Here is a 24,727-nt window from a genome sequence, read left to right on the forward strand (position 1 = left end):
GTAAATGAGCGAAAGGAACAATCCCGCCTTAATGGCAACTTAAACACGTTTGAACAGTACGAACTATCAATCCTTCAGGGTGCTTCGATTCAGTTGGAAGCGGATCGTTTGGCTGCTATTCACAATGCATTAACGTCGGGGGACTCGCCAGAAGCTAAGCAGCTTGCTATAAACTCTCTGGCTCAGGCAGTTGGAACCAGCCGGCAGGGATAGCAGCTGGAATCGGGAAAAATAAAGGAAGCGCGATGCCTGTTCCTATCCCAACCAGAGCTGACAATGGGCTAGTTTATCAATCGAATGGTAAACAAACGCCTGGGCAAGCCGGTTATAATAGAAACGCTGGAACCGAACCTACAAACTCTATTCAGTTGCTTAGTAATTCAGTAGAGAATGGGGAGAAAAGGTATGCATTGGACGAGAATGGCGATGTACATCAGTTTACGAATACAAATGATGGTTCGTGGCATTGGTCTGGGAGCACGGGTGATGCATCAGTCCCAATCAAAAAAATCGATATACCCAACGCTGTTAAAAAAGAATTTGGGTTGCCTGGGAAATGGAGATAAATATGATTTTCGGTGATCCTTATCGGTTTGCTATCTGGATAGAGTGTATTCCTCAATGGAGTGAATCCTATAAAAATGGTTTTTTTTATTTTTTTATAGATGGACATATGTATCCAGAAGATATCAGAACATCAACATTATTTGTTGATATTTATGATGTTATTGATGAAAAAAATGCCCTTCTTTCTTTTCCATGCAATGATGAGATCTTCAAGGCCACTACAACTGAAGCTTTTAATTCCTTATTTAAACTGACATATCCAGAATCGACACAAGATGATGAATATCCTGAGCAAGTGTTTGATTTTTGCGCGTCTCCTACAATCATTAACGACTCAGGGGCATATTTTTTTGCTATTGCAAATGAAAGTTCAGTGAGGATTGTTGGGGGTAAAATAACGGAGTTAGTTAGCGGAGACAACGGAAGAACCTGGGTGGACATAGAACAACCAAACCTTGAGGATATTACCATTCCAAAAAAAGAGATAAGTGAAATCATTGCGAGTTTGAAAAAATATTCATCTGATTTACTTTAGGTATTACTTTTAGATAGGTACGAACCGACTGCCGTGATGCTCAGCTATAACGACAAGCTCAGACACCTGCTGTACGGTAAAGATGTATCGGAACTGTCAGCCGATGACAAGATGCTGGTTGCGAACATTGTAACTCATGCTGGCGCAACAGTGGGCGGTGCGGTTGATGGCAACTCTGGGGTGGGTAACGGGGCATCTGCCAGTAGAACTGAGGTTGAGAATAACTACCTGAGCAGCACAGAGAAGGGCCGCCAGACATATCTCAATAACAAACAGAATCTGACGCCAGAAGAGCAGAAAGATAAGGAGAGGTTAAATCGTAAGGATCTGGAAAGCGATATGGCGGTTTATGCGGCCTGTAATGGCACAGGTGCTGGCTGTCAGGCAGAAAGAGAAAAAGCGAAGGCCGCGCAAGATACCTACTTCAACCAGACTTACCAGAATCCGAAAGAGGCTCAGGCGGGTTATCAGCAGATAGTGAACTTACTGAACTCTACATAACCGAATACGAAGGAAATGTTCAATATTCTGGAAGGATATACGCAGGCGTTTATGTCGTTTGGGCACACGTAAGATGATGTCAAAGTAAGAGCAGGAGCCTAAGTTGGTTCGATGTACATCGCGGGTGATGTGAGTGCTGTAGTCGCATCAGGTACATTGACGAAACAGTTAGGGAAGGATGTAGAGCTCAACAATAACGCTTCGGCTTCAGGGGCAGCAAGTTCGCTTGTTAATGATGCAGATGGAATTTACGAAGTAAAACTAAATTCAACGCCTTTGGAAGGTCACGATCGCTTAAATACACCTGACCTTGGGGGTAATGGTAAGCTAAAACCCGCAGAAGCTGCTGCTGCTGCACAACCAGAGTCAGCTATGGGCAATCTGGAACGTTACGCACCACAGCCTCTAGAAAAATCGGGAATATCGCCCGGCTTTGTGATTACATCAGGGCTAATTAAAGGTAAAGCTGTCGATGCCATGTATACTACCGATAGATTGTCACAAAAAGAAATTGATGGGCCAAATAAGTTTTATGAGAAGAACATGAGTGTTGGTAGAGGAAGAGATGTTATCCAAGATCACTTGCAAAAAGCTGATTTTGTGCCTGTCGATTTTAGAGTTCTAACTCCTGCTAACCAAAAAAACTTTATGGATTATATAAAAAAACTGCCTAAAGCACAAAAAGATAAAATTATTATTATGAGGTGATAGTATGGGGGCGAGTTTATTTATCGGTTGGAATGATAATGGACAAAGAGAAAGCAACTTTCAAAGGACCGGAGGCTTTGTTAATGGGAACTATTGGGATGCTTTTGGCGACCTGCTGGATGGTGTTTTTTTACCCAACCATCCCAAGCTGCATGAAATAATAAAGTCTGAAGAAGGCGAGTATCTGAAATTTTATTCGTTTGTTGAGTTAGATAAGGCTGACTTTAACCGGGCTGTTAAGCTAATCAGGGATTATATTGCAAAGCAGCAAAACCCGACTGAATGGCAAAACATGGCGAAGGTTGTATGGGAAGATGTCGCAGAACCTAACATTATTCAGGATGCACGTTATGACGTTAACCCTGAGTAAAATAATGGTCAATCAAACTGATATTCAGTATTAAATTGATTAACCCCCCGGCTTTTGAGTCGGGGTTGTATGTCCTGCGCTTATTACTTTCAGACAAGATTTTTTTTGGAGTACCGCTTTATGGCGGCCCTCCAAAACGCCTTGATCAGAGCGACGCCCCGACACCCAAACACGTGGATAATCAGTAAATCATCATGGCAGGATCCGCAATGTGCTGGCATTTGTTGCCACCCGTGCTGACGTTCAAACCTGTTGACGCCTCGCACCGATCGTTGCCAATGGCAGATTATGACAATTGCGTAAATGAGCTAAAGAAATGAAGCAACAATCCCGCCTTCATGGCAAATTAAGCACGGTTGAACAGTACGAACTATCAATCCTTCAGGGTACTTCGATTCAGTTGGAAGCGGATCGGTTGGCTGCTATTCACAATGCATTAATGTCGTGGGACTCGCCAGAAGCGAAGCAGCTCGCTATGAACTCTCTGGCTCAGGCAGTTGGAACCAGTGCAGCAGGGATAGCTGCAGGAGTTCGTAAGGGTAAGCCTAATCCCCAATCAGAAAATAAGAGTGAAATAACTCTTAAATCCGAAAAAATTGGGAAAGCGCCCAGAATAAGGCTTTGGATTTTGTAGGGGATTTAGGTGCTGTCTCCAAACCTGTTATTGGCCGATTAGGAATAAGTGCTGGAAATGGAAAGGTTATCGGGCGACCATCCAATGATGGTAAAGTCGACTGGCGTGTTGATTATGATCCTGAAAAAGGGAATATAATGAATATATGGGATTACTCGCAAGGAAAATGTCCGGGAAAAGCAGTGACGCAGGTTACACCATTTGAGGGCAATGAGGATTCATTTATAACCATATTGAAACAGCTAAATAGGTAGAGTGGATGACTTTATTTGAAGAGTGTAAAGAAGCACTTGGAGATGACTTTAGTTTAGTTGCTCCCTCCGATCAGAAGGGTGTAGTTGATCTATTGCATAAGTATCTCCTTGCCGATGGAAATGTTGCATGGTCAGAGATTGAATACTCGGACTACGAAGATATAAATAAGCTATTAAAAGAAAACAACCTCAGGAATGATAGTGTCTTCGTTTTTGCGGATGATCTTGATGTTCCTCTATTCAGAACTAAACTCTACCGAATAGCTGAAAATATTTATGATGTTATAGCGCTATCACCTAAGCTATTTATTTTTAATGATAGTTTTATATTTTATCCTTTATTTCCAACTGAAAAAATCCGTTTTGGCTCAGTTCTCTGATATCATAGAGATAACAGAAAATAATTACATCAGGGAAGCGGTGAATAAATATCCAGCCGGGGAAACGATTGCTAAAGTTTCATCAAGTGGTTCGTTAGCTGGGCGTCAATTAGAAGGGATAAATATTTTAGAGGTCCCACCTCAAGCGAAACCGATACCACAATCAATACTTGATTCAGCTAAGAAAGCTAATGTGATGATCCGTGATACTAGCGGTAAGGTATATAAATGAGTGAGAATGTTTTTTACTGTAAAAAATGGTCAGTTGCCTATAAAGAGCCGATAGATTTATTGAGTAAAGATGCTGCATATAAACTTCATTCTAGAGGTGCTGAATACACGGTACTTATTGGATCTGACACTAAACCGTCTTGTTTTATTCACGTAATAAGAGATAAAGGATGGGTTAGTGTTAGTTTTTTAGATGATGACTTAAAAGAGTTTCTTTTATATAGTTTCAAATTATTGGATAATGGGACATTATTTTTATCAATGGCCGTCCATCGAGAATTCGCAAAAAATGGTGAGCGTGGAGTTGGTTTTTTGAATGTATCAAGCGGAACCACATACCTTTTCAATGAAGATGGTAATACAATAGTAAGGGAAGAAAGTTTCGAACCTCATGTTTTAGAAGAAAGTCAAACTGTTACCGATATTTCTGGTAACTATGATCATTTTCCCGAATTTGGTCATTACGAATCGTTAATTCGAATCGAAAGGTAATAAAAACCCCGGCCATATAAGCCGGGATGTTTTTATCCGTCCATTACACCTTAGCCAGTCGGATGATCAACTGTCCTGACCCGATGATCACCTCGATCATAACTTTTTAAGTTACGCACCAGGACTGGCGTTTGATAAAGAAATTTCAGACTACATCAAAAGTGTTAATCCTTGCCAGGCGGAGATTGATAAATCTTAAAAAGTTAATGATGTATAAAGCAGTTAGAGCCTCAGGCTTTTATCTTTCAATTACGTCATGCTTAGTGCATTAACTGACTAACCAGTCCGGTAAGATCGGCTTTTTTATCCACGACGCCCGCCGTTGACGCTTTATCCACCAGCTGCGGCAGATATTTCGCCAGCAGATTCAGTGCATCGCTGGTGTTGATGCCCATCCGCGCAGCCAGCTGCTCAATCGCCTCAGAGTTAATCATCTTCTGCACCAGGTCGCTGCTCAGCGCAATGTTCTGCTCATCGCCCAGCCAGGAGTTAACCATTTCACTGTACTCGCCGCTCTGCAGGTGACTCACGATGGTATGTAAACCGCCTTGCTGCTCAACCCACTCCAGCACACCTTTCACTTCCTGGCTGGTCTGATTATTCAGGCCGCACATGGCCAGTACTGTTTCCAGTAAACTCATTCTGTTATCCCCTTTGAAGTAATCTATTAAGACTGTTTACACGCTCTGATTTTATGAATGACAAACAGCGCAATAATTGAACCCACGGTGGCAATGCCAATGCTGTAAATATTGAAGCCATCGACCTTGCCAAAACCCAGAGCGGTACTGACTACACCGCCAATCAGCGCACCGATAATACCCAGAATAATGGTCATGAAAATGCCCATATGTTCTTTGCCTGGCATAATACATCTGGCGATAATGCCGGCAAGTAATCCGAATACAACCCATGACAATATACCCATCATTAATATCCTCTGTTTTTATATTAATTACAGCAACGTTTAGCAGTGGTTTAACCCATGAATTAAAAGCGGGTGTATCGTACGCCGCGTAGTGTTTGTCTGGCAATCCTGTTTTCTTTATCAAACTAAACGTATCAGAAACGATAGGGGAGTAAATATGAGCATTCTGGATAACATTAAAAATATAGGCGATGAGTTGTTACATGCTGTGGATAAAAATGTTGAAGATAAGTCTGTCACCGGCGCAGGGAGTAATCGTACATATACGGTTGAATCAGGCGACACGCTCAGCGCCATCGCCAAGCAGTTTTACAATGATGCGTCCCAATATATGAAAATCTTTAGGCGAATAAAAGCATTCTCAGCAGCCCGGATAAAATTGCTCCGGGACAGGTACTGACCATTCCTGCGTAATAATTCGTCAATAGTATGAGCCAGCTGGCGCAAATATTGCCCGGCTGGTTTTTCATTTAAAGCCAGCTCGTCATAACACCATGACAGGGTTGCGCCAGACAGCCTGCGTTGATCCAGACTTAACGGTGGTCTCTGTAATAGTAGCCGCAGACGAGTTGCGATGAACAGTCAGACAGGAAGAGAAAACGGGGATCGCTGAAAAGCAAAAAACCCGCTCAGGTTTCCCTGAGCGGGTTTTTCTAATCTGGCTCCTCTGACTGGACTCGAACCAGTGACATACGGATTAACAGTCCGCCGTTCTACCGACTGAACTACAGAGGAATCGTGTGAACGAGGCGAATATTAACGGCGTCGCCCGAAGGTGTCAACAGCAAAAAATACATTATCATTCAACTGGCTAGCTTTAACGCAAAGCGATCGTGATTTAAGCAGTTTGCGCAGTGTCAGCGGCGATTCTGGCCAGGGGATCCTGCAGGTAAAACTGGCGCAGATGCTGATACATGGCAGGAAAGCGTTCGGCCAGCAGAACCGGAGCCGTAAAGAAATATTCAGAGAGCACGGCGAAGCACTCAGCCGGATCGCTGGCGGCGTAGGGATCTATCGTGGCGGCCTGTTCACCCACCAGTTCAACTTCACTCTCAATCTCCGCCATCGCGGCACGCAAATCCTTCTCCCAAAGTGCGACGTCACGCAGCGGCATGACCGGAATACCGCTGGTGTAACCGCTGCCGCGGGCATCCAGCTTGTGCGCAACCTCGTGGATCACCAGATTAAAGCCGGAGAGATCGAACGAGTCCTGAATATCGAGCCAGTTGAGTACGACCGGCCCCTGCGTCCAGCTCTGTCCGGCGTGAACCGCAGGCGCGCTGTGAACCAGCCCATCGTCATCCTGCCACTGATCGTCCACCTCGAACGGCTCGGGATAGATCAGGACATCGTGGAAACCGTCCAGCCACTCCAGACCCAGTTTCAGCACCGGCAGGCAGAACAACAGGGCGATCCGCACACTGCGCAATTCATCCAGCTGAACACCGTCGAGCGGCACCAGCTTTTTCTGCTGCAGAAAGCGCTGCGCCAGCTCAACCAGCGCCTGCTGTTCGGCCTCATCCAGCTGGCTGAATATCGGCTGCGCCAGCCCGTGCTGCCATGGCAGCGCGGCCAGGGTGGCGTCGTTATGCGTTTTCCAGGGCCATTTAAACATCGCAACTCCCGCACAGAACCGGACTATTTCGCTATCCTGACGCGGCAGACATAAAAATGCCAGCATCGAAACACCATGCTGGCACTGTTCATCTGGCGACAGGGCTAAGGGCCGTCTATTCAACCCGTTAGCACGGTCGTTGTCTGTGATTCAGCCCGCAAAGCGTGGGGCCGGGGCGTCAGTTGCGCTCAATACGATGAAACTCAATTACCCACACCCAGGGATTCACTTCCCAGCTGGTCGCACCATACTGTTTTTCCCAGGCTTTGCGGTACGCCTCTTTGGGCGATTCAGAATTGACGTTCATGGTGAAGAAGTTGTTGAGGAAGTGCGAATCGGTCTGCACGCCTTCCGCCATAATGTCATCTTCACTGATGTCCTGAATTTTCTCGGCGCGCACGCCGGTAATTTCCAGATTGATGCGGCTGGCCCAGCGCGGCATATGAATGGCGGTTTGCCAGCCAAACTGTTCCGCTTCCGGCGTGCTCAGTGCATGCTGGCCCAGCTCGTTGCTGTCTGCACGATACTGGCAATATTCTGGCTGGCGGAAGGGCGTCGGGTCGCGTTCATAATCGGCCAGATACTGCTCGGGTACCATCGGGCCACGCCAGGTTTCACGCACCCAGAGCACGTCACCCGGTTTACCGTAAGGACACTGATAGCTGATGTCCGTCATCGACATCATTTTATAACCATGCAGATGATTAGCACTCACATCGAAAGCGTGTACGCCCTCGTGATGATCCTGTCCCGGACCGAAAGCCTGAGTTTTCATAATGCGCCGGGTTTGCGTTTGCTGGCCAACCAACAGGGCACGAACACGCTGTTCGGAAAAAAGAATCGGCCGTTCTTTCATGGATTACCTCTTTTTATTAGTAGAACCCGGTTACTGCTGTAAAAGTCCATTTGCTTCACATCTGAGAGTTATCATAAAAGCTTTAAATCATTTTGCTTAATAATTTGTAGGCTGACTGTCACTGTATAATTGTCACTTTAGTAGTTAAAAACCAGCAAAATGCAAAAAGCGCACCAAAGCTTATCACGCAACTGGCAAAAAGCGACGAATAGCCCGGATACAGTACGTTATAACCGTAAAAATAGGAACCTTTTCAGACTTTTTCACCTGTCATAACGTGCAGTTTTACACTTAATCGCGTGACAAAAAAACGCTGAGCATGGGGCAGGAAGTTGGTTAAGATCGAACCAAACATTACGCCTGTTAAACTAATTTTCTTAGCAGCAATTCACTGAGGAAAGACTGAAAACAGCCGAAATTGCGGTTATTGTGTAACAGAGATGCTATACAGATGATCCAGATCTCATTTTTCTGCCCGGAATCGCTGGCAGCGCTGCTCTTTTCAACTGCACTGTAAAAAAAGTGTCATTAGCCAGTCGCTATGATGGCTTGCCGTTTGCGCACTGATCGCGACAGAAAAACTGCTGTCGATCACTACAGGGAGATAGATTATGTCACTTACACTCTGGCAATCTCGCTATGAAAGCTGGTTTCAGGCGAACTGGATCCACGACGACGGCGCGCACGATATCGCCCATCTGCGGCGTGTATGGATGAGCGCACAGCGAATCATGGACGGCACGCCCGCTGATCCGCTGGTGGTGCTGACCGCCTGCTATTTTCACGATGTGGTGAATCTGCCGAAGAACCATCCGGAACGTCATCTCGCCTCTACCTATGCCGCGACGGAAACTCAGCGCATTCTGCAGCAGGACTTTCTCGATTTCCCGGCTGAAAAGATTGATGCCGTGATGCATGCCGTTAAAACCCACAGTTTCAGCGCCGGCATACCGCCTCAGACGCTGGAAGCTAAAATTGTACAGGATGCTGACCGGCTGGAGTCGCTGGGCGCGATCGGGCTGGCGCGGGTCTTCTACACCGCCGGTGCGCTGAATCGGCCATTATTCGACAGCCAGGACCCGCTGGGTAAAGATCGCGAGCTGAATGATGTTAAATGGACGCTGGATCATTTCCAGAAGAAGCTGCTGCGTCTGCCGGAAACCATGCACACCGAAACCGGCCGCATGCTGGCTGAGCATAACGCCGATTTCCTGGTACGCTATATGGCTAAGCTTTATGCCGAGCTACAGGGCAATCTGGTGGGAATGGATGAGGGTGTGCTGCGGGACTTCACACCTTTGCAAACCGAATATTAAATTTTTGTGACAGTGTATTAATCGAAACGGTCATCCGGTAGCTTGTAGCAATAACAAAAAGGAGCTGCCCGATGACTGAAACTGTTAATTTAACAATTAAAATTGATCCTGAGCTGAAAGAAACGATTAAACAGCTGGCGCTGGAAAATCAGATTTCGATGAGCCAGGAGATTGTGCAACGTCTGCAGGCCAGCCTGGAAACGCATCCACATCCGGCGATTGATAATCAGGATATCACTGAAGAGGGGACTGAGGGATCCAGTGCCGCTGACGTGAAGACCGATGCACTAAGTGCAACAGAGCTGAAGCAGATTCGGCTGCTGCTGAAGAAGCAGAGCAAGAAGAAGAAATAAAACAGAAACCCGTCGCCAGACGGGTTTTTACTTTTCAGGGTTTGCTGAAACCGGCTAAATCTGGCCGCAACTCAATACCTCAGCGCGCAGGGAACAGGGTCAGATAAGGAAAGCGTCCCGCGCCAGGGACGGCGCGGGCCGAGCGGTCATGGATGACAGTTTTTGCGTCTTTCCGATCTGACCCTGTTCCCTGAGCAAGCTCGATCTCACCGCTAATCTGGCCAGGTTTTACAGGAACCTGAAACCCGTCGCCAGACGGGTTTTTTCATTTCACGGTGCTTACGACTTCAGCTGACGGATATGTGGCAGTAACAGCTGAGCCACCGCTGCAAACACAGGTACCACCACCGAGTTACCAAACTGCTTATAAGCCTGGGTATCCGAAACCGGAATGCGGAACGGCTCGCGTCCTGGCACATCAAAGCCCATCAAACGGGCGCACTCTCGCGGGGAAAGGCGGCGTGGCCGACGCGCCATGTTATCGGCATCCTGAAACTCCGCTTCGCCCAGCGCACTGTCCCAGCCGCGATCGATCAGGATCTCTGAGCCATCTTTGTAGTAACGTGCTGACAGCGTACGCACGCAGCAGTCAGGATTACGCGGATCGTTGAGGCCAAAGCCAAAGCCATTGCCTTTGGCTTTATGTTTTTTCGCATACTGATAGAGGTAGCGCCACAGCACCGGTGACAGGATATATTTGTCGTCCGGCGCACTCTCCAGCAGGCTCTGCAGGCTGGGTACCTGCGCCGGGTAGAAACGGCGGATATCGCGCAGCGTAAAATCCTGCTTTTTCAGGTCACGGCGAATACCCACCAGCACAATGCGTTCGCGATGCTGCGGCAGGAAGTGACGCGCATCGATCACTTTGGCATCCGGGCTGCTGGCACCCGCATCCGCAACGTCATACCCCAGTTCATCCAGCGTCTCCATGATAATGGCGAAGGTGCGGCCCTTGTCATGACTCTTGAGGTTTTTCACATTCTCCAGCACAAAGAACGGCGGCTTCTTGGCAGCCAGGATACGGGCCACATCGAAAAACAGCGTGCCCTGTACCTGACACTCAAAGCCATGTGCACGGCCCAGCGCATTTTTCTTGCTGACGCCCGCCAGCGAAAAGGGCTGACAGGGAAAACCGGCCAGCAGCACCTGATGATCGGGGATTGCCGCATCAATCGCGCGGTATATCGCTTCATCGTCGGTCAGACCTTCCGGCTGGGTGACCTGACGGATATCGGTATTGAAGTGATGCTCCAGCGGATCACTGTAGTGGTTGGCTTTGTAAGTGCGGACCGCCTCTTTATTCCATTCACTGGTGAACACGCACTTGCCGCCTATCGCCTCGAACCCCTTACGAATGCCGCCAATACCGGCAAAAAGATCGATAAAACGAAATTCAGGATTATCATAATGGGCGGGACGGGACGGCAGCAGCCCCTGTAACAGCGACAGTTCCGCCTCACACAGCGGTGGCAGGGCGGTTTTACCCTGACGAATCCGGTTCAGGAGTGCCGGCGTCCAGCAGGAAAATCCTGCCTGCTGCAGGCGGGCCGTGAGATCACGAACCGAATAGATTGCCAGCACCTGCTGAAAGAGTTCAGACGCATCAGCAGATGAAAGTGCAGCAGAGAGTGGTTCAGCGAGGGCGGCGGGATGCATGCGTTTTTCCTTAACAGTAAGATGCCTATGCTATCACTCCAGACGCTGTGAGGAAATTGCCTGGATGTGCCCTGTTTCAGCCCCCCGGAATGTTCTGTTTTTGCGGCGCACGGTGTGAAGTCGTCGGGCGGCGGCTTTCGCTTTTCGTGGCGCAGGCTAAAGTTGAAGTACCAGCAAAAAAGGAGAGGTTATGGCTGATGTTCACTCCAGCGAAATACGCAGCAAAAATATGCGTGCCATTCGCGCTCAGGATACGGCCATTGAGCAACGTATTGCGCTGCTGCTGAAAGATCGGGGATTCAGCTTTCGCGTGCAGGATAAAAACCTGCCGGGACGGCCCGATTTCGTTCTGACAGAACATCAGGCAATTATTTTTGTTCATGGCTGCTTCTGGCATCGTCATCACTGCTATCTGTTTAAACTGCCAGCGACACGCACAGAATTCTGGACCGGAAAAATCAACAGCAACGTTGAACGTGACCGGCGTTATGTGCGCCAGCTGCAGGAGAGCGGCTGGAAAGTGCTGATCATCTGGGAGTGTGCGCTACGTGGCAAACTGCGCCTGACGGATCAGGACCTGCTGGAGCGGCTGGAGGAGTGGCTGCTGGCGATGCCGGAGAGTGCCGAAGTCGACCATCAGGGCATTCATCATTACAACGCCGATTGCTAATCACAGACATAATTGGTTAGATCTGCGCTTTCTCCGTGGCCAGGAGCCTGAAATGAGCAGCATAAAACTGACGGTAAAACGCCTTTACCAGATTCGTGACGAGCGGATGGTGAATACCAAAGCGACCGCGCGGGTTTACTGCGGCGACAGGCTTGTCGCCACGGAGGAGATCACCGGCATGACCGAAAGCCCGGTCAGCAAATATCTGCATGCTGAAGGAGCAGCAGGCGAGACGGTGCGGGTAGAGTGGGATTGTGAGGGCATCGCCGAGATGACCGTTACGGAAATTGAGCGCTGCCCATGTTGTCAACATAACGAACCAGACTAAGGATAAGATTTTGGCGGGAACCAGTTTACTGACTTTACTTGATGATATTGCAACACTTCTGGACGATATTTCCGTCATGGGGAAAGTGGCGGCCAAAAAGACCGCTGGCGTACTGGGCGACGATCTGTCGCTGAATGCGCAGCAGGTCAGCGGCGTGAAAGCCAACCGTGAGCTGCCTGTAGTATGGGGCGTTGCCAAAGGATCATTTCTTAATAAACTGATCCTGGTGCCACTGGCGCTGATTATCTCCGCGTTTGCGCCCTGGCTGATTACGCCGCTGCTGATGATTGGCGGTGCCTATCTCTGCTACGAAGGCGTTGAGAAGGTGATGCACAGCCTGCAGCATGACAAGCAGAGCAAATCACCGGAAGCGCGTCAGCAGCGACTCGATTCGCTGGCGAATCAGAATGCGGCAGAGTTTGAGAAGAAGAAGATCAAGGGCGCGGTGCGCACCGATTTCATTCTGTCAGCCGAAATTGTCGCGATTACCTTAGGCATCGTGTCGGAATCGCCGCTGCTCAACCAGGTGATTATCCTGGCGGGCATCGCAATTCTGGTTACGGTGGGCGTTTACGGCATCGTGGCGGCCATCGTCAAAATTGATGACTTCGGATTCTGGCTGCGTGAAAAACCGTCACGCCTTGCGCAGGGGTTGGGTAGCGTGCTGCTGGCTGCCGCGCCCTGGCTGATGAAGATCCTCTCGGTGGTCGGCACCATCGCCATGTTCCTGGTCGGCGGCGGTATTGTGGTGCACGGTATCGCACCGCTGCATCATCTTATTGAGGAAGTCAGCAGTGGCTTCAGCGGCTGGATCGCTATGCTGCTCAGCAACGGCGCCAACCTGGTGCTCGGCTTTATCATTGGGTCGATCGTGCTGTTAGTGGTCAACCTTATTGCCAGAGTGCGCGGAAAATCGGTATAAAGCGCACTGTGAATTACGGTCAGGAGAATGACGATGAACGACGACATGTTTGAATTTGATATCGACGCACAGCTTGAGCAGGCTGAAGCGAAAGCAGAGAAAAAAGCCAGCGAAGTGCCGGATGATCTCGGCGACGAAGCCGATTGCGAAGGCTGTAAAATCTGACGTCAGCGTCAATACTTCATCAAAGCGGATAAGTTTTTTTATCCGCTTTTTTTATTTTCCGCATATCCAGCTGATTAATTCCGAATTTGCCCTTTTTTTGCGTGCCTTAACAGGCAGGAACGTTATTCGCCTGCTATAAAGAAAATAATCACTCAGGTTAATAACACTCAGGTTAATAAAAGGAGCGCATCATGGTTTTCGCAATCAGTGAAGAAGTACAGCATAAGGAAGAGGGGCAGACGATGGTGGTGACCGGCTACGCGAGTGGCATGGTGGAGTGCCGCTGGTATGATGGCTATGCCGTGCGCAGCGAAGCCTTTCGCAGCGATGAACTCTGCGCTTTGAATCCCGCGCAGCAACTGGCGGGCTGACAGCATCAGGCCTGTGGGTTCTGCGACCCGCCAGGCCCGGTTTCTGCTTTTTCTGGCCCGGCACGCTCCCTGTGCCGCCCTGTTTTCAGACGTTACCGTCGTTATCTTCTTCAACCGCCTGATAGATCCGCTGCAGCACATCCGGGAAGGCTGACTGGACGCGACTCCAGCTCGGTATAAATGGCTTATCGTTAGGACGCTCAATAAACGCCTGACCCGCTTCCAGAATCGACTGGGTAAACATCTCTACCGCTGCTTCTTCCACATGCTGATCAAACTTCAGCCCGTTCATCGCCGCCTCGTGGTTATAGGTCTCCATCATATCCAGCGCATTACGATAATAGGTTGCTTTCAGCACCCGGAACGAGTCGCTGGTCAGCGGCACACCCATGGTGGCGAGCTTACGCAGCAGTGACTGGACGATATCGCTGCTCATGCGCTTCAGGCCGCCGGTGCCGTCATCTTCAGCCAGCGGCTGATGCTTGTGATCGTAGTTATCGGCGATCTCAACCTGGCACGACTGGCGGGTGGTGTAGTTACGGTAAATCTCCGACAGCACGCCAATCTCCAGCCCCCAGTCGCCGGGGATTTTAATCCCGTTCAGCACATGCGTCCGCATGGCGAACTCCCCGGAGAGCGGATAGCGGAAGCTCGACAGATATTCCAGATATTCTGAATGGCCATAAACTTTCTGCAGCGATCGCAGCAGCGGCCCGACCAGCAGACGTCCCACGCGGCCATTAAGCTTGCCATCCGCGACGCGCGCGTAGAACCCCTTACAGAATTCATACTGAAATGCCGGGTTCGCCACCGGGTAGAGCAGGCGTGCCAGCATTCCGCGCTCATAGGTGACGATATCGCAGTCATGCAGCGCCACACAGCTGGTACGGTCTGACGCCAGCGTATAGCCGGTGCAGAACCAGACGTTGCGTCCTTTGCCGGGATTAGTGGGTGACAGACCCTCTTTATCCAGCTCGGCATCAATCGCCTTCAGGCGCGGGCCATCGTTCCACAGAATGCGATGCCGTTGCGGCAGACGGGAGAAAAACTCGCGGGCAAACAGGAACTGGTCGCGGTCGGCGCGATCCAGCCCAATCACAATTTCATCCAGATAGGGCACTTTAGCCAGTTCATCGACGATTTTCGTCAGCGCCGGGCCTTCAAGTTCGGAAAACAGCGATGGCAGGATCAGCCCCATTTTGCGTTTGCGGGCAAAGCGTACCATCTCTTTTTCCAGCGACTCCACGCTACGGTGGGTGAGGTTGTGAAAGTTGGTGATTACGCCATTCTGGTAAAAGTCACTCATCGCATCATCCTTTTAATGCCCGTGGGCAGCTCATTGAGGTTGAGTCAAAAAATAGTCCAGTCCTTCACGCCAGCCCTCTGGGCCATGGTGAGCCGTGTGATAGATGTGCTGCTGATCGGATCGGCTGAGTGTCACCGGTGTTTTACTGTAGCCCTTAATTACGACCGCATAATCAACCGCATCCAGCATCGGCGCATCGTTAGGGCCGTCACCCAGTCCGATGGTCACGCGTGCCTCACCGGGTGAATGCGCCAGCAGCCAGCGCAGGGCTTCGCCTTTGCCGCTGCCCGCAGGCATCACATGCCAGAAACGCCCGCCCTGGGTCAGCGCCAGGCCCTCTGCACGCAGTGCGTCATGGAACTGGTCAAACGCCTCGTCACTGTCGCGCCAGACAATCACTTCTGACGCATCGCGCTGACGCGACAGTTCTGCATCCGCCTCGCTCAGGCCGGTCATCGAGGCCACTTCCGGATCAGAGAAGTCATGAAAGCCGGTAAAACGGTACGCTGTTTTCAAGGCAGCCAGCCGCTGGCAGATAGCATCATAGGTCAGGGTGTTATCGGGCAGGCGGATACGCTGCTGATCGTGCGTTTGCACCACGGCACCGTTTTCAGCAATAAACGGTGAACCGCTGATGCCAAGCCTTTTTTGCAGCGGAATAATCTCGGCTGCCGTTTTACTGGAACAGATCACCAGCGGAACAGCGTACTGCTTTAGCGTGGTGAGCCATTCGGTGGCCGCATCCCAGCGATAGGTATGATGGTCGAGTAACGAACCATCCAGATCGGTAATTATCATTAACGGCTGGTGGAGATCGGGCATTTACGGGCTCCTTTCATCACATTCGCGGCTAAAGCGGCGATTTTTCAATATTATAGTTGAATATGGCTCACACTTTTTTTCCTGCCACGCTGGCTGGAAATCCAGGATAATTCTTAAAACGAAACCGCAGTAAAAGTGAGTATGCAAGAAGTGTGCAGGGCTAAGTGACTGGCGGGCGCGGTGTTTTTGGTAACAGCCGCTCCATAATTACCCGATCGGTTGCAGAAACGTGCATATCTGATGCTTGTTTCGGCGTCGGGAAAGGGTAATCTGCAGAGGTGTTAAGAATTCCCTGGTGTAACGAATTGAATTTTTACCCGGCCTTCCCGCCGGGTTTTTTTTGAAATCGATTTCAGCGGTTCGCTTCATAGGCGCGATAATCACAAATATCAATTTCAAACGCCTCCGCCAGTTCGCTATAGGAGTGGAAAACCCGGCCTTCTATTTCCAGCCGTGGCGTCTGATCCTGCTCCATATACTCCCGTACCTCTCCCGACGTTCTGGCCTGAATCGCCGCCAGTAAACCTTCGACATCAATCTGCAGATCGGATGGCTGAGCATCGCCGTGCTGTTTTTCGTCTGTCATTTTCTGACTCCTGAGAGCAAACAGAGTAATCAGTATAGAACGCAGGGCAGAAAGGCGGGAGCGAAGAGATCGCAGGCAAAAAAAAGCCCGCGCTGCGCGGGCAAAATCCTTGTTACTTTCAGGTTGGCTGCACCTATGGGGTGGTGCAGTGAGAAGAGTTTAAAGGTCTGACGCGTAAGAAGTCTTGCGGTGAAATGTTAAGGAATTGCAAAAGTTTCTCCTTACTCAGATTTACCTGACTTTTCGACTAAACAGAGCAGAATCAGCTATAGTTAGCGATAAAGCTGATTTTTATCAATACCTAAAGGAATGGTTATGGACATCTTACGAATTATTATCGCTATTCTGCTGCCACCACTGGGCGTGTTTATGCAGGTCGGTTTTGGCGGCGCCTTCTGGCTGAATATCCTGCTGACACTCTGTGGTTATATCCCCGGTATCATCCACGCCGTCTGGGTCATTGCCCGTCGCTAACGCGCTGCATCACCACGGTTCTTCGTTTAGACTGTACTCAGTCAATAATCTGGAGAACCGAAATGAAGGTAAATGACCGCGTCAGCGTCAAAACCGATGGCGGCCCGCGTCGTGTTGGCACCATTCTGGCTATGGAGCCGTTTAATGAAGGCACCATGTTCCTGGTGGCGCTGGAAGATTATCCGCTGGGCATCTGGTTTTTTAACGAGACCCACCAGCCGGATGGCATTTTCGTGGAGCCTTACCACGAAGCCTGAGCCTGACGCGCAATAAAAAAGCCGCCTTTCCGTTTGCCGGAAAGGCGGCTTTTTGCTGTCGGAGATTACGCGGCTGACATCAGCCGCTGACGGTTAACCGCTATAACCTCAGAAGGTTTCCCAGTTATCGCTGCCGCCTGCCAGCGCCGGACGGGGGGCCAGAGCCGGTGTCTTTAAGGGTGAAGAGACACGTGCAGCCACACCTGTGGTTGCAGGGGCGTCCTGCAGGCGGAATGCCGCGACCGCCTGCGTCAGTTTACCCGCCTGATCTTCCAGCGAGGCCGCTGCAGCGGAGGCTTCTTCCACCAGCGAGGCGTTCTGCTGGGTGACGTTATCCATTTCGGTGACCGCCTGGCTCACCTGCTGAATACCGCGGCTCTGCTCGTCTGACGCCGCCGCAATCTCCGACATAATATCGGTAACGCGACGTACGGCTTCGACAATCTCACCCATGGTGCTACCGGCTGCGCCAACCTGATGCGAACCGTCATTGATCAGCGTGACGGACTCAGCAATCAGCGATTCAATCTCTTTCGCCGCCTGTGCACTGCGCTGGGCCAGATTACGCACTTCGCTGGCCACCACCGCAAAGCCACGACCCTGCTCACCGGCACGCGCCGCTTCTACCGCCGCATTCAGCGCCAGGATGTTGGTCTGAAACGCAATACTGTTAATGACGTTGGTGATCTCAGCGATTTTTTTCGAGCTGCCGGAAATATTGGTCATGGTTTTCACGACGCTGTTCACCAGCTCGCCACCGCTGCGCGCTTTGCCCGAGGCATCCGCGGCCAGCTGGCTGGCGTGATGCGCATTCTCGGCGTTCTGCTTCACCGTAGCGGTAAGCTGTTCCATGCTGGCTGCGGTCTGCTCCAGTGCCGCAGCCTGCTGTTCGGTGCGTGAAGAGAGATCGGTGTTACCGGCTGAGATTTCGCTGGAGCCCTGGTAAATCGCGACGGCGCCTTCACGCACCGTACCAACGGTGGTCACCAGCGCCTGCTGCATCAGTTGCAGGTTATGGATGAGCGTACCAATCTCGCTGCGGCCATGGGGCAGGGGAGCGGAGGTCAGATCACCCTGCGCAATGCGTTCGATACGCAGCACCGACTGACGCAGCGGACTAATCACCACGCGGCGCAGGAAGACAAAGGTCAACAGCACCAGCACCAGGGCGGCACTGAATGCCACGGCCATGGAGATAAAGCCGATGCGTGACTGTTGATCGGCCTGGGCGGTAATGGCATTGGCGCGATCAGTTCGGATCTTGATCGCCTTCAGCAACACCGCGTTATAGTCGTCATCCAGCTTGCGGGTTACATCGGTCTCCTGAGCGATGATGCCCTCAAAGCTGCCCTGTTTACCGGATTCAATCATCGGTATCAGGCCTTTGGTAATGTAATCGTTGAAGCGAGCCTGCAGCGTGGCATCCAGTTCCATATCCGCGGGCGTCTTAACTTCACGTGCCTGATAAATCGCGAAGCCAGCTTTTGCCTGCTGGATCCGTTTTTCGGCGGCGGCAATATTGGCGCGAAACTCGTCCATTTCACCAATACGCGCGGCGGCACCGGCCTGAATAATGGTCAGGCGCGCAGTACGCAGGTGGTTTGAACTGTTAGAGAGGCCCATACGAACCTGAATTTCGTCCGTGGCATCATCGAGGGAGTGATTGCCGGAAATCAGAAAGTAACTGGCGACACCAATACAGAGTGCGAACAGCAGCAAAATGCCGCCGAAGATCAGGCTAAACAGCGGCACCAGGCGGAGATTCTGCCAGATGCCTGCGCTTTTCTGTCCATTATTATCTCGTGCAGTGTTCATATCCTTGCTCTCTTGAGGCTGTTGTTATAAGGCATAACATCGGCAAAAGAGCGTAAAGGCTTAGCAGTAAGAGTGAGACCTGGATCGCAATTCCGGGCAAAAAAAACCGGCCAGAGAGGCCGGTTCTTCAGATGTTATGATCAGCGGATATTAACGTAAATACCTGAAGTCACATTATCCGTTAAACGCACCACATGATAAATAACCTGCTTATTATGGGTTTTGATTTTGCGTTTAATATTACCTTTGTGTGACGATACCGTTTTGGCCTTAATTTGCATTTTATCTGAGATCTGGATGGTATCATGACCTGACATCCACATCTTCAGCATGTTTGACTCAGTCTGGCTCAGCGTTAATGGATGTACATCCATGCCCGAAGAGATACGTGCAGACTGGTTAAGCTTCTTCTGCAAATAGGTGCTGAGTAAGGAATCCAGGGTCGATGTCTTCATCGATTTTGATGTAATAATCAGGTTCTTACGAACGTAGAGATATTCCTCAAAATGGATATTGCTAATCGCCATGAATATAAAGAACAGCGTGTCAGGATGCTGCGTAATAATGCTACGGATACGTTCACTGGAATCGGATTCATGAATGAAGCAATCTTCATTAATAAAGACGACACCAGGGTTTAATTGCTCACATTTTTGCTGTAGTTGCTCAATATCGGAGACAGAAGAGATATTCTTCTTCTTAACTCCTTTTAAAGACATGTAGTCTGATAATCCCAGGCGTGTGTAGTTGCAGGAATCCATAATAATAGTTGGCATAATAGCGACCCTCACCAATTTGTTATCCGTTTAAATCAACGATGAATACGCGTTGCGGTACGAGAGAGATTTCTTAGGTACTTTTTTATTCTGCTCGTGCAGTTTGGCAACAGGCAACCGCCCATAAAAGTCTTCATCCCTGACCCGTTCTGCAAAAAATTTGTGCTGCCATGACGTCACACATTCTCCGGCCATGGCGGGGATTGCCAGTGAAATGTCGGAGGTTAAGTAAGACTCATTTTTTTGGGAGCCAGGTCACTATCCTTGAAAACGCGGAGTTTTCTGATAGGACAATTCTCAAAAACATTTGTTTTACGAAAGTGTGATGTCTCAGCGTGCGATGACAATGCCGGAAAAAACATTTTTTAACAAGAAAAATCACCTAAAGATTTTTTTCTTGTAAATTCAGTGTCTTGTCGATTTTGCCTGCACATTCACAGTCTGACCGCTCCTGTGAACCACCCCACTAAAATACGCGAAGCCCGGTTTAATAAGAATTATTTTCAGACTCTCCGCACGTTTATCAGAATTTCCTTAGTTGCATTCTGGAAAACATGGTTCGGAAAATGCACGGATGGTTTTGCGATACTTAAGTATCGTTATGCAAAGATAGTTAGAAACTTAATGTTCAGGGACGGGATAGTTCTGTCAGGAACACGGCGAGTAAATCAAATACTTCACCGAACAAATGCTCACAGAACGGGGCTAGCAGAGGCATCAGCAAGCTGATGGTTAAAATTCCGACTGATAAGGTAATCGGGAAGCCAATTGCGAAGATTGATAACTGTGGTGAAACACGGTTTAACAAACCCAGTACCAGATTTACCATGAGTAACAAAACGATTAAGGGCAGCGCTAACATCATGCCATTAAGGAAAATTAATCCGCCAGATTTCACCAGCGCCATAAATGCATTGGCATTTAGCGGCTGACCGCCAATCGGCAGCGTATGAAAACTGTCCGCCAGCAGCGAGATCAGCCACAGGTGTCCGTTAAAGGTCAGGAACAGCAACATCGCCAGCATGTCGAGAAAACGGGCCAGCACCGGCATGTTAAGACGGCTGCCAGGATCGAAAAAGGTGGCGAATGAGATGCCCATCTGTAAACCAATCACTTCCCCGGCAAGGCGCACGGCAGCAAAAGCGAACTGCATGGTGAAGCCGAGTGCAATACCAATCAGCATCTGCTGAATCAGTAGCAGGAAGCCTTCAGGGGAAAACAGGGTGACATTGACCGCAGGTAACAGCGGCATCAGCAGCCAGGTGATCATTACCGCCAGACCGATTTTGACACGTTTGCTGACGGATCGTTCATTGAGGATCGGTGCGGTGGCGAATAGCGCCATGATGCGCACCAGAGGCCAGAAGAACTGGCTGACCCATTGAACCAGCTGGCTGCTGTCGAGAGTAATCATCAGCCGATGATGTAAGGCAGGTTGGTAAAGACGGTGCGGATATAGTCCAGCAGCAGATTCAGCATCCACGGGCCGGCAATGATACCGGTAGTGGCAACCGCCAGAATCTTAGGAATAAAGGATAAGGTCTGTTCGTTGACCTGGGTCGCGGCCTGGATCAGGCTGATCAGCAAACCGCTGACCAGTGCGGCCAGCAGCAGCGGGGCGGCCAGCATCAGGGCGACGCGCATCGCTTCCTGTCCCATTACCATTACTGATTCGGGTGTCATATGTTGCTCCGGTAAGAAAAGGGGGATCAGGAGTAGAAGCTTTGCGCCAGTGAACCGACCAGCAGTTGCCAGCCATCGACCAGAACAAACAGCATCAGTTTAAACGGCAGCGCGATGGACGCTGGCGGGACCATCATCATCCCCAGCGCCATCAGCACGCTGGCAACCACCAGGTCGATGATCAGGAACGGAATAAAGACGGTAAAGCCTATCTGGAAAGCCGTCTTCAGCTCGCTGGTAACATAGGCAGGCAGCAGAATACGCATTGGCACCGCTTCAGGACCGGCAATCGGGGCGGTATTCGCCAGACGGGCAAACAGGGCTAAATCCGCTTCACGGGTCTGACGCAGCATAAACTCGCGCAGCGGCTGGGCACCTTTATCAATCGCCACTTCCATGCTGATCTTGTCCTGGCTGAACGGCAGGTAAGCATCCTGATAAATCTTGTCGAAGGTCGGCGCCATAATAAAGAAGGTCAGAAACAGCGACAGTCCGAGCAGCACCTGGTTAGGCGGCGCAGAGGGCGTGCCCAGGGCGTTACGCAGTAAACCAAACACAATAATGATACGGGTGAAGCTGGTCATCATCAGCAGCACGGCCGGAATAAAGGTCAGCGCAGTGATAAAGACCAGCGTCTGTACCGGCAGTGACCAGCTCTGACCGCCATTCGGCAGCGAGTGACTCACCAGGCCCGGCAGCTGGGCATGGGCAACCGGTGCCAGTAACAACAGTGGCAATAAAGGAAGCAGTCGACGCATCATTGTGGTTTTCCGGGACGTTTAACCAGGTTCTGTAACAGCTGACGAAAATCCTGTGGCGCACTGTTAACCGGCGTCACAGAGACCGGTTCACCCGGCGGCAGAGTATGCAGATGGGTAATCTGCTGTGCGGTGACGCCCAGCACCAGACGCGCATCAGCGGTATCGACAATCACCACCCGCTCGCGCTGGCCCACTGAGACGCTGGCTGTGAGTTTAAGCTCCTGGCCGCTGACCTTTTTCGGCGCGAAGCCGACACGGCGTGCCAGCCAGGCGCAGGCCAGAATCAATAAGATAATCACGGCTAACACGCTGCTGACCTGGGCCAGCATGGAGCCGGTCGAGATCGCCTGAGCGTGCGGTGCAGCCGGTTGCAGCGTTTGATTCTGGCTATTCATAATGTGACTCTTTAGCGACTCAGACGACGCATACGTTCAGATGGGGTGATGATGTCAGTGATGCGCACGCCATATTTGTCGTTCACCACCACCACTTCACCCTGAGCAATCAGATAACCGTTGATCAGGATATCCAGCGGCTCACCCGCCAGGCCATCCAGTGCCACCACTGAACCCTGCGCCAGACGCAGCAGCTCTTTGATGGTCATTTTGGTGCGACCCAGTTCCACGGTGAGTTTCACCGGGATATCCATAATCAGATCGATATCCTGCAGCGATCCAGCGACGTTGCCGCTGTCGAATGATTTAAAGACTTCGTCGGTCTGCGGCGCACTGCCGCTGCCGACCTGCTCATTCATCGCTTCAGCCCACAGATCGTCCGCAGAGATATCGTCAGACGGTTTATTACTGTCAGTCATGGGGCTGTTCCTCGTTCAGCGAATTCAAAATCGGGTTAATCAGGTGTTCGACACGGAGCGCGTACTGACCATTCATCGTGCCATATTGGCTGGTTAAGACCGGGACGCTATCGACATGGGCGATAATGCGTTCCGGCTTCTCAATCGGCAGCACATCACCGGGTTTCAACTGCAAAATCCGTGACAGACGCAGTGAGGTTTCGGCAAAGTGCGCGATCAGTTCCAGCTCAGAGTGCTGCACCTGTTTGACCAGGTTGTCGCGCCAGTGGTTATCTTCCTGACGTGAGTTTTCGAGCGGTGGATTCACCAGCAGCTCGCGCAGCGGTTCAATCATTGAAAACGGGATACAGATATTAAACTCACCCACCAGGTTACCAATCTCCACCTGGAACGGCGTGTTAACCACGATGTCGTTCGGTGAAGTGGTGATGTTGGTGAACTTTACCTGCATCTCTGAACGTACATACTCGACGTCCAGTGGATAAATGGCCTTCCATGCGTCGCTGTAACCATCCAGCGCCAGCTTCAGCATGCGGCGAATAACGCGCTGCTCGGTATGGGTAAACTCACGGCCTTCGACTTTAGTCGGAAAACGTCCGTCGCCACCAAACAGGTTGTCGACAGCGATAAACACCAGGCTCGGTGAGAACACTACCAGCGCGGTGCCGCGCAGCGGCTTCAGGTGGATCAGGTTCAGGTTGGTTGGCACCGGCAGATTGCGTGCAAACTCGTGGTACGGCTGAATCTTGATCGCCCCGACGCTGATATCCGGGCTACGGCGCAGCAGGTTAAACAGCGCCATACGGAAACTACGGGCAAAACGCTCATTAATAATCTCCAGCGCCTGCAAACGCTCGCGAACCACACGGCGCTGGGTGTTCGGATCGTAAGGACGAATATCGCCTTCCGGTCCGTTTTGTTTCTTTTCTTCTTCCGCACTGCCGCTGTCGCCGTTTAAAAGGGCGTCAATTTCAGCCTGGGAGAGAATGCTATCGCCCATTGATTCACCTCAAAATGAAGGCAGTAAACAGCACATCGTTTACAGCCTGCGGAGGTTGACCTTTTACCAGCGGGGGTGTCAGCGCCTGTTTGACTTGTTCAACAAGCGCCTGCTTTCCTTGCTCTGTCGCCAGCGCCGTAGCGCTCTGACGCGAGAGCAGCAGCAGCAAACGGCTGCGCACCTCAGGCAGATAGTCGTTCATCCGACGCCGGGTATCCTCATCGGCCAGACGCAGGGTAAAGCCTACGTAAAGCACGCGGTCGGGATCGTTGTCGGGATTGACCAGGTTAACCGTAAATGTATCAAGTGCAAAAAAGACCGGAGCGGGAGGCGGTTCAACTTTCGCCACCTCAGGCTTATCGCCCTCATGTTTATTCATCATTCGCCAGACTGCATAGCCTGCCACGCTGCAAGCGGCCAGCGTCAAAATGAGCAACACTGGTATTAAGAGTTTACGTTTGCTGCCTTTTTTTGCTTTCGCGTTATCAGACATGGTGCAGTTACTTCCTGTGAATTATGGGCAAGCCTCTCGGCTCACGAGACAGATTATCCGCGTCTTAAGTCAAACCAATGGGTAGAAA

General features: G+C 50.5%; 34 protein-coding genes, 1 tRNA gene and 2 pseudogenes. 19 read left to right on the top strand and 18 right to left on the bottom strand.

Annotated features, from left to right (window positions below; genetic code table 11):
- The first annotated feature begins 245 nt into the window (after window positions 1-245).
- The 9 genes and pseudogenes from ACXKZD_RS07495 to ACXKZD_RS07535 all read left to right on the top strand — a co-directional run bounded on the left by ACXKZD_RS07495 (window position 246) and on the right by ACXKZD_RS07535 (window position 4,672).
- On the top strand, window positions 246-566 hold the full coding sequence (locus ACXKZD_RS07495; protein WP_052061758.1) for a hypothetical protein: 321 nt from the start codon (window positions 246-248) through the stop codon (window positions 564-566).
- 2 nt (window positions 567-568) lie between these two features.
- Window positions 569-1,102 carry an immunity 42 family protein gene (locus ACXKZD_RS07500; RefSeq protein ID WP_187484311.1) on the top strand — a complete coding sequence of 178 codons (534 nt, stop codon included), beginning with the start codon at window positions 569-571 and terminating at the stop codon, window positions 1,100-1,102.
- Between the two features lie 36 nt (window positions 1,103-1,138).
- Window positions 1,139-1,603 carry a VENN motif pre-toxin domain-containing protein gene (locus ACXKZD_RS07505; RefSeq protein ID WP_033758194.1) on the top strand — a complete coding sequence of 155 codons (465 nt, stop codon included), beginning with the start codon at window positions 1,139-1,141 and terminating at the stop codon, window positions 1,601-1,603.
- 111 nt (window positions 1,604-1,714) lie between these two features.
- Window positions 1,715-2,311: a hypothetical protein gene (locus tag ACXKZD_RS07510; protein WP_033758192.1), complete on the top strand. Its 597-nt coding sequence runs from the start codon at window positions 1,715-1,717 to the stop codon at window positions 2,309-2,311.
- A 4-nt stretch (window positions 2,312-2,315) separates the two neighbouring features.
- Window positions 2,316-2,681, top strand: coding sequence for a hypothetical protein (locus ACXKZD_RS07515; RefSeq protein ID WP_033758190.1), 366 nt, complete (start codon window positions 2,316-2,318; stop codon window positions 2,679-2,681).
- A gap of 532 nt (window positions 2,682-3,213) precedes the next feature.
- Window positions 3,214-3,569 (top strand): annotated as a pseudogene (locus ACXKZD_RS07520) (VENN motif pre-toxin domain-containing protein); the annotation flags it as partial.
- Window positions 3,570-3,574: 5 nt separating this feature from the next.
- Window positions 3,575-3,949: a CDI toxin immunity protein gene (locus ACXKZD_RS07525; RefSeq protein WP_033758186.1), complete on the top strand. Its 375-nt coding sequence runs from the start codon at window positions 3,575-3,577 to the stop codon at window positions 3,947-3,949.
- Entirely contained in the window at window positions 3,933-4,181 is a 249-nt protein-coding gene (locus ACXKZD_RS07530; protein WP_187484310.1) for a hypothetical protein, read from the top strand. Before ACXKZD_RS07525 ends, ACXKZD_RS07530 begins: the two co-directional genes overlap by 17 nt.
- Complete coding sequence (locus ACXKZD_RS07535) at window positions 4,178-4,672, top strand: hypothetical protein (RefSeq protein ID WP_072000502.1); 495 nt, start codon at window positions 4,178-4,180, stop codon at window positions 4,670-4,672. Before ACXKZD_RS07530 ends, ACXKZD_RS07535 begins: the two co-directional genes overlap by 4 nt.
- A 260-nt stretch (window positions 4,673-4,932) precedes the next feature.
- Here ACXKZD_RS07535 and ACXKZD_RS07540 read toward each other — a convergent pair whose 3' ends face one another.
- Window positions 4,933-5,313 carry a YidB family protein gene (locus ACXKZD_RS07540; protein ID WP_154210054.1) on the bottom strand — a complete coding sequence of 127 codons (381 nt, stop codon included), beginning with the start codon at window positions 5,311-5,313 and terminating at the stop codon, window positions 4,933-4,935.
- A gap of 26 nt (window positions 5,314-5,339) precedes the next feature.
- A complete protein-coding gene (locus ACXKZD_RS07545) occupies window positions 5,340-5,600 on the bottom strand; it encodes a GlsB/YeaQ/YmgE family stress response membrane protein (protein WP_033788422.1) in 261 nt (86 codons plus the stop codon).
- Between the two features lie 166 nt (window positions 5,601-5,766).
- Here ACXKZD_RS07545 and ACXKZD_RS07550 point away from each other — a divergent pair.
- Window positions 5,767-6,014 (top strand): annotated as a pseudogene (locus ACXKZD_RS07550) (LysM peptidoglycan-binding domain-containing protein); the annotation flags it as partial.
- Between the two features lie 245 nt (window positions 6,015-6,259).
- On the opposite strand, the gene ACXKZD_RS07555 reads toward ACXKZD_RS07550, so the two are convergent.
- From ACXKZD_RS07555 to ACXKZD_RS07565, 3 genes are all read right to left on the bottom strand, one after another.
- Window positions 6,260-6,335 (bottom strand) — tRNA-Asn (locus tag ACXKZD_RS07555).
- A gap of 103 nt (window positions 6,336-6,438) precedes the next feature.
- On the bottom strand, window positions 6,439-7,215 hold the full coding sequence (gene mtfA / locus ACXKZD_RS07560; RefSeq protein WP_179256820.1) for a DgsA anti-repressor MtfA: 777 nt from the start codon (window positions 7,213-7,215) through the stop codon (window positions 6,439-6,441).
- 178 nt (window positions 7,216-7,393) lie between these two features.
- Window positions 7,394-8,071 (bottom strand): ASCH domain-containing protein, encoded by a 678-nt coding sequence (locus ACXKZD_RS07565; RefSeq protein WP_010247721.1) that lies wholly within the window; start codon window positions 8,069-8,071, stop codon window positions 7,394-7,396.
- A 611-nt stretch (window positions 8,072-8,682) separates the two neighbouring features.
- Here ACXKZD_RS07565 and ACXKZD_RS07570 point away from each other — a divergent pair.
- Together ACXKZD_RS07570 and ACXKZD_RS07575 are read left to right on the top strand one after the other, a co-directional pair.
- Window positions 8,683-9,387, top strand: coding sequence for a phosphohydrolase (locus ACXKZD_RS07570; protein ID WP_050680073.1), 705 nt, complete (start codon window positions 8,683-8,685; stop codon window positions 9,385-9,387).
- Between the two features lie 71 nt (window positions 9,388-9,458).
- Complete coding sequence (locus tag ACXKZD_RS07575) at window positions 9,459-9,740, top strand: Arc family DNA-binding protein (protein ID WP_010247717.1); 282 nt, start codon at window positions 9,459-9,461, stop codon at window positions 9,738-9,740.
- 279 nt (window positions 9,741-10,019) lie between these two features.
- On the opposite strand, the gene dcm is transcribed toward ACXKZD_RS07575, so the two are convergent.
- Window positions 10,020-11,396, bottom strand: a complete 1,377-nt coding sequence (dcm, locus tag ACXKZD_RS07580) for a DNA (cytosine-5-)-methyltransferase (RefSeq protein ID WP_010247715.1) — start codon at window positions 11,394-11,396, stop codon at window positions 10,020-10,022.
- A 190-nt stretch (window positions 11,397-11,586) separates the two neighbouring features.
- On the opposite strand from dcm, the gene ACXKZD_RS07585 reads away from it, so the two are divergent.
- From ACXKZD_RS07585 to ACXKZD_RS07605, 5 genes are all read left to right on the top strand, one after another.
- Window positions 11,587-12,066: a very short patch repair endonuclease gene (locus ACXKZD_RS07585; protein ID WP_010247714.1), complete on the top strand. Its 480-nt coding sequence runs from the start codon at window positions 11,587-11,589 to the stop codon at window positions 12,064-12,066.
- A 52-nt stretch (window positions 12,067-12,118) separates the two neighbouring features.
- Window positions 12,119-12,394, top strand: a complete 276-nt coding sequence (locus ACXKZD_RS07590) for a hypothetical protein (RefSeq protein ID WP_010247711.1) — start codon at window positions 12,119-12,121, stop codon at window positions 12,392-12,394.
- Window positions 12,395-12,404: 10 nt separating this feature from the next.
- Entirely contained in the window at window positions 12,405-13,316 is a 912-nt protein-coding gene (locus ACXKZD_RS07595; RefSeq protein ID WP_010247708.1) for a DUF808 domain-containing protein, read from the top strand.
- Between the two features lie 33 nt (window positions 13,317-13,349).
- Window positions 13,350-13,481, top strand: a complete 132-nt coding sequence (locus tag ACXKZD_RS07600; RefSeq protein WP_003854444.1) for a hypothetical protein — start codon at window positions 13,350-13,352, stop codon at window positions 13,479-13,481.
- A 191-nt stretch (window positions 13,482-13,672) separates the two neighbouring features.
- Window positions 13,673-13,852, top strand: a complete 180-nt coding sequence (locus tag ACXKZD_RS07605; RefSeq protein WP_010247703.1) for a YodC family protein — start codon at window positions 13,673-13,675, stop codon at window positions 13,850-13,852.
- A gap of 85 nt (window positions 13,853-13,937) precedes the next feature.
- Here ACXKZD_RS07605 and ACXKZD_RS07610 read toward each other — a convergent pair whose 3' ends face one another.
- The 3 genes from ACXKZD_RS07610 to ACXKZD_RS07620 all read right to left on the bottom strand — a co-directional run bounded on the left by ACXKZD_RS07610 (window position 13,938) and on the right by ACXKZD_RS07620 (window position 16,566).
- A complete protein-coding gene (locus ACXKZD_RS07610) occupies window positions 13,938-15,158 on the bottom strand; it encodes a glycosyltransferase family protein (protein ID WP_010247700.1) in 1,221 nt (406 codons plus the stop codon).
- Window positions 15,159-15,188: 30 nt separating this feature from the next.
- Complete coding sequence (locus tag ACXKZD_RS07615) at window positions 15,189-15,980, bottom strand: mannosyl-3-phosphoglycerate phosphatase-related protein (RefSeq protein WP_323168827.1); 792 nt, start codon at window positions 15,978-15,980, stop codon at window positions 15,189-15,191.
- Between the two features lie 352 nt (window positions 15,981-16,332).
- Window positions 16,333-16,566 carry a DUF2525 domain-containing protein gene (locus ACXKZD_RS07620; protein WP_324700815.1) on the bottom strand — a complete coding sequence of 78 codons (234 nt, stop codon included), beginning with the start codon at window positions 16,564-16,566 and terminating at the stop codon, window positions 16,333-16,335.
- Window positions 16,567-16,881: 315 nt separating this feature from the next.
- On the opposite strand from ACXKZD_RS07620, the gene ACXKZD_RS07625 reads away from it, so the two are divergent.
- Both ACXKZD_RS07625 and dsrB read left to right on the top strand, forming a co-directional pair.
- The gene (locus ACXKZD_RS07625) at window positions 16,882-17,040 is read left to right on the top strand and encodes a YqaE/Pmp3 family membrane protein (protein WP_010247691.1); all 159 of its coding nucleotides are present in this window, start codon (window positions 16,882-16,884) and stop codon (window positions 17,038-17,040) included.
- A gap of 62 nt (window positions 17,041-17,102) precedes the next feature.
- Entirely contained in the window at window positions 17,103-17,297 is a 195-nt protein-coding gene (dsrB, locus tag ACXKZD_RS07630) for a protein DsrB (protein ID WP_010670857.1), read from the top strand.
- A 108-nt stretch (window positions 17,298-17,405) separates the two neighbouring features.
- Here the strand turns inward: dsrB and ACXKZD_RS07635 are convergent, their stop codons facing one another.
- The 9 genes from ACXKZD_RS07635 to fliL form a co-directional block, all read right to left on the bottom strand.
- Window positions 17,406-19,112 carry a methyl-accepting chemotaxis protein gene (locus ACXKZD_RS07635; protein ID WP_060680443.1) on the bottom strand — a complete coding sequence of 569 codons (1,707 nt, stop codon included), beginning with the start codon at window positions 19,110-19,112 and terminating at the stop codon, window positions 17,406-17,408.
- Window positions 19,113-19,252: 140 nt separating this feature from the next.
- Window positions 19,253-19,888 (bottom strand): transcriptional regulator RcsA, encoded by a 636-nt coding sequence (rcsA, locus tag ACXKZD_RS07640; protein ID WP_010247685.1) that lies wholly within the window; start codon window positions 19,886-19,888, stop codon window positions 19,253-19,255.
- Between the two features lie 628 nt (window positions 19,889-20,516).
- Window positions 20,517-21,302: a flagellar biosynthetic protein FliR gene (gene fliR / locus ACXKZD_RS07645; protein ID WP_010247683.1), complete on the bottom strand. Its 786-nt coding sequence runs from the start codon at window positions 21,300-21,302 to the stop codon at window positions 20,517-20,519.
- The gene (gene fliQ / locus ACXKZD_RS07650; protein ID WP_003854466.1) at window positions 21,302-21,571 is read right to left on the bottom strand and encodes a flagellar biosynthesis protein FliQ; all 270 of its coding nucleotides are present in this window, start codon (window positions 21,569-21,571) and stop codon (window positions 21,302-21,304) included. The genes fliR and fliQ overlap by 1 nt, the downstream gene beginning before the upstream one ends.
- Before the next feature lie 26 nt (window positions 21,572-21,597).
- Window positions 21,598-22,329 carry a flagellar type III secretion system pore protein FliP gene (gene fliP, locus ACXKZD_RS07655; protein ID WP_010247675.1) on the bottom strand — a complete coding sequence of 244 codons (732 nt, stop codon included), beginning with the start codon at window positions 22,327-22,329 and terminating at the stop codon, window positions 21,598-21,600.
- On the bottom strand, window positions 22,329-22,727 hold the full coding sequence (gene fliO, locus ACXKZD_RS07660; protein ID WP_010247672.1) for a flagellar biosynthetic protein FliO: 399 nt from the start codon (window positions 22,725-22,727) through the stop codon (window positions 22,329-22,331). Before fliO ends, fliP begins: the two co-directional genes overlap by 1 nt.
- An 11-nt stretch (window positions 22,728-22,738) precedes the next feature.
- Complete coding sequence (fliN, locus tag ACXKZD_RS07665; protein ID WP_010247669.1) at window positions 22,739-23,146, bottom strand: flagellar motor switch protein FliN; 408 nt, start codon at window positions 23,144-23,146, stop codon at window positions 22,739-22,741.
- A complete protein-coding gene (fliM, locus tag ACXKZD_RS07670) occupies window positions 23,139-24,146 on the bottom strand; it encodes a flagellar motor switch protein FliM (RefSeq protein ID WP_003854473.1) in 1,008 nt (335 codons plus the stop codon). Before fliM ends, fliN begins: the two co-directional genes overlap by 8 nt.
- Before the next feature lie 4 nt (window positions 24,147-24,150).
- The gene (fliL, locus tag ACXKZD_RS07675; protein ID WP_010670855.1) at window positions 24,151-24,639 is read right to left on the bottom strand and encodes a flagellar basal body-associated protein FliL; all 489 of its coding nucleotides are present in this window, start codon (window positions 24,637-24,639) and stop codon (window positions 24,151-24,153) included.
- Between the last annotated feature and the right edge of the window lie 88 nt (window positions 24,640-24,727).

It is taken from the genome of Pantoea sp. ABR1s, assembly GCF_057812235.1.